Below are 5,140 nucleotides of genomic sequence, written 5' to 3' on the forward strand. Positions count from 1 at the left end.
GCGGCGCGACTCATGGCGCTCGGTGCCGATGACGGCGAGGCCGCCCACGGCGAGCACCCGCTCGTGCTCCTCGGCGCACACGCGCTTCGACTCCTCCAGCGCGCGTTCGCGATCTTCGGCGCTTGGCGCGGGCAGCGTGTTCTCGGCGTCTTCCGCGGGCGCCTCCCCCGGCATGAGGTCGGGGTTGAACCCACGGTCGCGCAGCACGTCCTCCATCAGCACCTCGGGATTGCCGCCCAGAAGGATGTCGGTACCGCGACCTGCCATGTTGATGGCGATGGTGACCGCGCCCAAGCGGCCGGCCTGGGCGACGATATGCGCTTCGCGCTCGTGGTTCTTCGCGTTCAGCGTCTCGTGAGGAATGCCGCGCTTGTCAAGCAGGCGCGACAGCTTCTCGGAGCTTTCGATGGACACCGTGCCCACCAGGCACGGCTGGCCGGCGGCATGGCGCTGTGCCACGTCGTCGGCGACAGCGTGGAACTTGGCCTCGATGGTGCGGTACACCAGGTCGTTCTCATCCTTACGGATGACCGGCTTGTTGGGCGGAATGGCGACGACCGGCATGTTATAGATCTGACGGAACTCAGCATCCTCGGTCATGGCAGTGCCGGTCATGCCGGAAAGCTTCTCGTACAGGCGGAAGTAGTTCTGCAGCGTGATGGTGGCGAGCGTCTGGTTCTCCTCGCGGATGCGCACGCCTTCCTTCGCCTCGATGGCCTGATGCAGACCTTCGGAATAGCGGCGGCCCTCCATGATGCGGCCCGTGTTCTGGTCGACGATCTTGATCTCGCCGTTGATCTTCACGTAATCCACGTCGCGCTTGAACAGGAAGTGCGCGCGCAGCGCCTGCTGCAGGTGGTTTGCCATCTGGCCCGACGGGTCGGCGTAGATGTCGTCGATGCCCAGACGCGCCTCGATCTTGGCCAGGCCCGATTCGGTGGCCACGATGGTGCGCTTGGCCTCGTCCATCTCGTAGTCCTCGTCACGCACGAGGCCGAACATGGCTTGCGCGAACTTGCGGTACGTGTCCGACGCCTTCATGCCCGCGCCCGAGATGATGAGCGGCGTGCGCGCCTCGTCGATCAGGATGGAGTCAACCTCGTCGACGATGGCGAAGTAGTGGCCGCGCTGCACGCGCTGGCTCGCGCGGGTAACCATGTTGTCGCGCAGATAGTCGAAGCCGAACTCAGAGTTGGTGCCGTACGTGACATCGGCCGCGTAAGCGGGGATGCGGGCGGAAGGACGCATGCCGTTTTGGACAAGTCCCACGTCCATGCCCATGAAGCGGTAGATTCGGCCCATCCATTCGCTGTCGCGACGAGCCAGGTAGTCGTTCACCGTGACGATGTGGACGCCTTTGCCCGTCAGCGCGTTCAGGTAGCCTGCCAGCGTGGATACGAGCGTCTTACCTTCGCCGGTCTTCATCTCGGCGATCTGGCCGTCGTTCAGCGCCATGGCGCCGATGAGCTGCACGTCGAAGTGGCGCATGCCGGTGGAGCGCACGCTTGCCTCGCGCACGGCGGCGAACGCATAGGGCAGAATCGATTCCAGCGATTCACCGTTCGCGACGCGCTCTTTGAGCGCGGGTGTCAATGCGCGAAGTTCTTCGTCGGATAGCTCCTGTACGGATGGCTCGAACGAATTGACTTTGTCTACCAGGGCGCGATAGCCCTTGAGCTGCTTGCCCTCGCCCATGGTGAGGAGCTTAGAAAGAAATCCCATGATACCCTCTCGTCTCACACCCCGTCCGAAGCTCGTTATCGGTAAAGGTGAAGCAGGACCTCGATGGTGGTTGGTATGCGTAATGCGAGCGGTGGCTACTTTATCACATACCGCCTGCGCAGACGCATGCGCGCGCCGCGCCTCCTCGAAGTCTCAACGCGGCGCGGCGCCTCAGTCACCTTCCGCACATACCAGCAGCTCGTCATACAGACGCACCATGCGCTCCGAAGGACCCATCCCCAGCTCGTCGCCCATGAACCTCAGGCACGCGAAATAGGTCTCCATCGCTGAGGTACGCCTTCCCGCCATCATCTGGGCGCGCATGAGCGCGTAGTACACATCTTCGCGGCCGCGATCGAGTTCGAGCGCCGCGTTGGCGAACCACAGGGCCGTCTGCGGCTCGTGCGCGTCGCACAGGCGCCCCGCAGCGGTCGAGCAGGCATCAACCGTGCGCGCGCGAAACCGCTCACGCATGCCCACGATGTAGAGGTTATCGGTCTCGGAAGGCAAGAGGTCGCAGAAAAACCCCGATGAGAGCCGTTCGAACACGCCCATCCACGCGCGCGGATCAGGCGGGTCGAACATCAATCTGCGGTAGAGCTCCTCGAATTCCTCGACGTCGCTGTGCACGAAGCGGGCATCGACCATACAGCTCGATTGGTGGCGAACCAAGTAGGGGCAGACGCCCTCCTCGTCAGAGAGCGCTTTGCGCAGCACGCTCCACACCGAATAGAAATTGGAGACGCCGCGTTCGCCGCGCGACGAGGGCCACAGGATATCGACCAGGTCCCTGCGCGGCACCTCCCTGCCCCGATGCAGGACCAGAACCGCCAGAAGCGTTTTCGCCTTCTGCTTCCTGAACGAGCCGGGATCCACCATACGCCCGCCCACGCGCACCTCCATGCCGCCGAAAAGCCGCACGCGCATCTCGGGCACGCGACGGCGCATTTCCTCGTCGTCGGAGACGTCGCGCCGCGGGATCGAGACGACGACGTCGCGCCTCATGCGCGCCGCCCATTCTGCACGCTGCGTGGATAGTCCCACCACGCGTTCATCGGCCGACATGCGCCATGCGTCATCCCCCACCGCATAGCCCGACGCAGCGGCGATCTCGCTCACCGCTACCGCCTCCAGCACCGTTGCCGGTCTGTTACTGCCGCTCACGCAGCGAAGCGCCAGGCTCACGGCAGCATCGCGCTGAGGTCGCGTCCAGGGAGCCCACTCCCTCCGTGCTATACGGCCGTTGGCGCACGCCAAGAGCACTGATATGTGGGCAAGGCCGGCGTCGCTCTTTCCAAGATCGCCCTCGCAGGGAGCAAGTACGGCGAGGGCCTTTGCGGGGTCGACGCGCATCGCAAGGCGCGATGCCGCCAGGCGGCAATACATCCCCCCTTCGCCATCGCCAACCTCGCTCGACGATTCGCGGCGGCCCGCCAGACGCTTGAGCACGCGCAGCGCCCGCGCCTCCTGCTCCTCGTTCCCGCACTCCTCGCAGATAAGCGCCGCCTCGCACATGATGCTCGTCGAAGCATCCGGATGCGACATCGCGCGCGATGCGAACGTCGATGCCGACGATGCATCGCCCAAAAGCTTCAGACGCATCGCGGCGTCCAGCAACGCCTGGGGGCCCAGGCCGGCAGGGCGCTTTCCCAGGCTTTCGAAAAGATCCTGCAAAGGGGCCAGCTGCCCCGCCGCCATGTATTCCGCATGCGAACGCTCTATCCAGGAAACGCGCCGTTTCCTCGCACAGAGCGCCTTCATCGTCTCGCAGGCGCGTCGGTAGGCCCCGCGCTCGACCAGCAGGTCGGCCAGGCGCGCCGAAAGCGCATCGCGTCCCACCGAACCGGCGCGGTCGATGGCGGCATCCACCGAGTTGGCGAACGCACGCGAAAGGCGTTCCACGGGAACCCTTACCGCATCGAACCCTTCCGACACGAGATTAAGCCCGAGATGCGGGTAATGACGGGCCAGGAAGCGATACGTATCACGCTTGATGCCGCGCACGAGCGCGCCCAGATCCTCGAACGACCCTTCCTGAAGGATGAGGATGACCAGCATTGCAAGGCGCATCTCCGCAGGTAGCTCCGCTGCCCTGAGACTGCCGAGAAACGCCTCCCGCTCGTCGTCGTCGCCCCACGTCAGGGCGCATACGCGATCGACCCGACGCGTCATGGACCCGTCCGACGCCCCGCGGAGCGCCTCGAGTTCGGCGTCGTCGGCAAGAAAATCATCGGCCTCAAGCAGCACGCGATCGGACTGGCGTTCCGCGAACGAGTCGAAGGGCGGCAGCATGCTCGCCACGACTTCCCATCCGGCAGAGAGCAATGCATCGATGCATGAAGAGAACGCCTCCGCCCGTTCGTCGTCGAGGTACGGCACGTCCTCGAACACGACGAGCGATTGGGGCGCGCCCGCCTCAAGCAGCGTCGACACGATGACGCCGGCATCCAGGTCGCGCAAGAAACAGGGGCTTTGGCAGTCGATCCAGAACACGTTATGGAGGCCGAAGATAGAGTCGGCGTATTCCAAGGCGAGCGTCGATTTGCCGAACCCCGTAGGAGCAACGAGGAATCGCGCCACCTGGCGCTCCCCCATCATCTTCTTCATGAGCCGAGGTCGGTCGTAGCGTTTACGCTGACCAAGCGATTTGGGTCGACAGCCATTGCAGGCTGAATTCGTTAGAAAGTTCCTCATATCCTTCCCCTTCGCACGCCACGCGAGATGACCGATTGGCGCGGCCATCGAAATGTGCGGAGCGATTGTACGGGCAAGCGCGTCCGCGTTGTTTCGTCATAGGCAACGCCTTTAGGACGAAATCCAACCGGGAAACCTGCGGAAGAAGAACCGCCTCGGAGCGGATCAATCTTGCCGCAAAAGGCAAAGGTCTGGAAGAATTCGGCAAGAATCTGGCAAGGTTTTGGCAAGAATGGCGCAAGGTCGGAAAGCGCACGTGGCTACGACGCAACCGACGATAAGCGAGAGATGCAAAAAAGCAGGCCACCGAAGTGACCTGCTAGAAGTTTTGGTAGCCCGGAGGGGATTCGAACCCCCGATCTTCGCCTTGAGAGGGCGATGTCCTAAACCGCTAGACGACCGGGCCGTATGTCAATGCGCTTGCGAAAATGGCTGGGGTGGAAGGAGTCGAACCCTCACAGACGGAACCAGAATCCGTTGTACTGACCATTATACTACACCCCAGTACACTCACACCCTGCTGCGTCCCTCGCAAGCCCTGCGTGTTTCGCATCTCAAGCGCGAGTGAGTATATTACGGACTCATCCCTCTTTCGTCAAGCACTTTTCTCAACTTTTTTGAAAAATTTTTTCGCTCTCCGGGAGACGGGGAAAACGTCGTGGATTCGTCGGTGGAAAGCGCTTCCCTTTGCAGCCGCCCGAGACCTTCCTGCCGACTGAAATTC

Annotated in this window: 2 protein-coding genes and 2 tRNA genes; all 4 read right to left on the bottom strand. The window is 63.0% G+C overall.

Annotation, left to right across the window (positions count from 1 at the left end; translation table 11 throughout):
- Nucleotides 1-1,722: preprotein translocase subunit SecA (gene secA, locus Q0J60_RS03960; protein WP_294438949.1), on the bottom strand; the 1,722-nt coding region annotated here is incomplete at its 3' end.
- A gap of 171 nt (nucleotides 1,723-1,893) precedes the next feature.
- Entirely contained in the window at nucleotides 1,894-4,416 is a 2,523-nt protein-coding gene (locus Q0J60_RS03965) for a BTAD domain-containing putative transcriptional regulator (RefSeq protein WP_294438950.1), read from the bottom strand.
- A gap of 329 nt (nucleotides 4,417-4,745) precedes the next feature.
- Nucleotides 4,746-4,822, bottom strand: a tRNA-Glu gene (locus Q0J60_RS03970).
- Nucleotides 4,823-4,845: 23 nt separating this feature from the next.
- Nucleotides 4,846-4,920, bottom strand: a tRNA-Gln gene (locus Q0J60_RS03975).
- Nucleotides 4,921-5,140 lie beyond the last annotated feature (220 nt).

The sequence above is a fragment of the uncultured Slackia sp. genome (genome assembly GCF_944321625.1).
Taxonomy (GTDB): Bacteria; Actinomycetota; Coriobacteriia; order Coriobacteriales; family Eggerthellaceae; genus Slackia.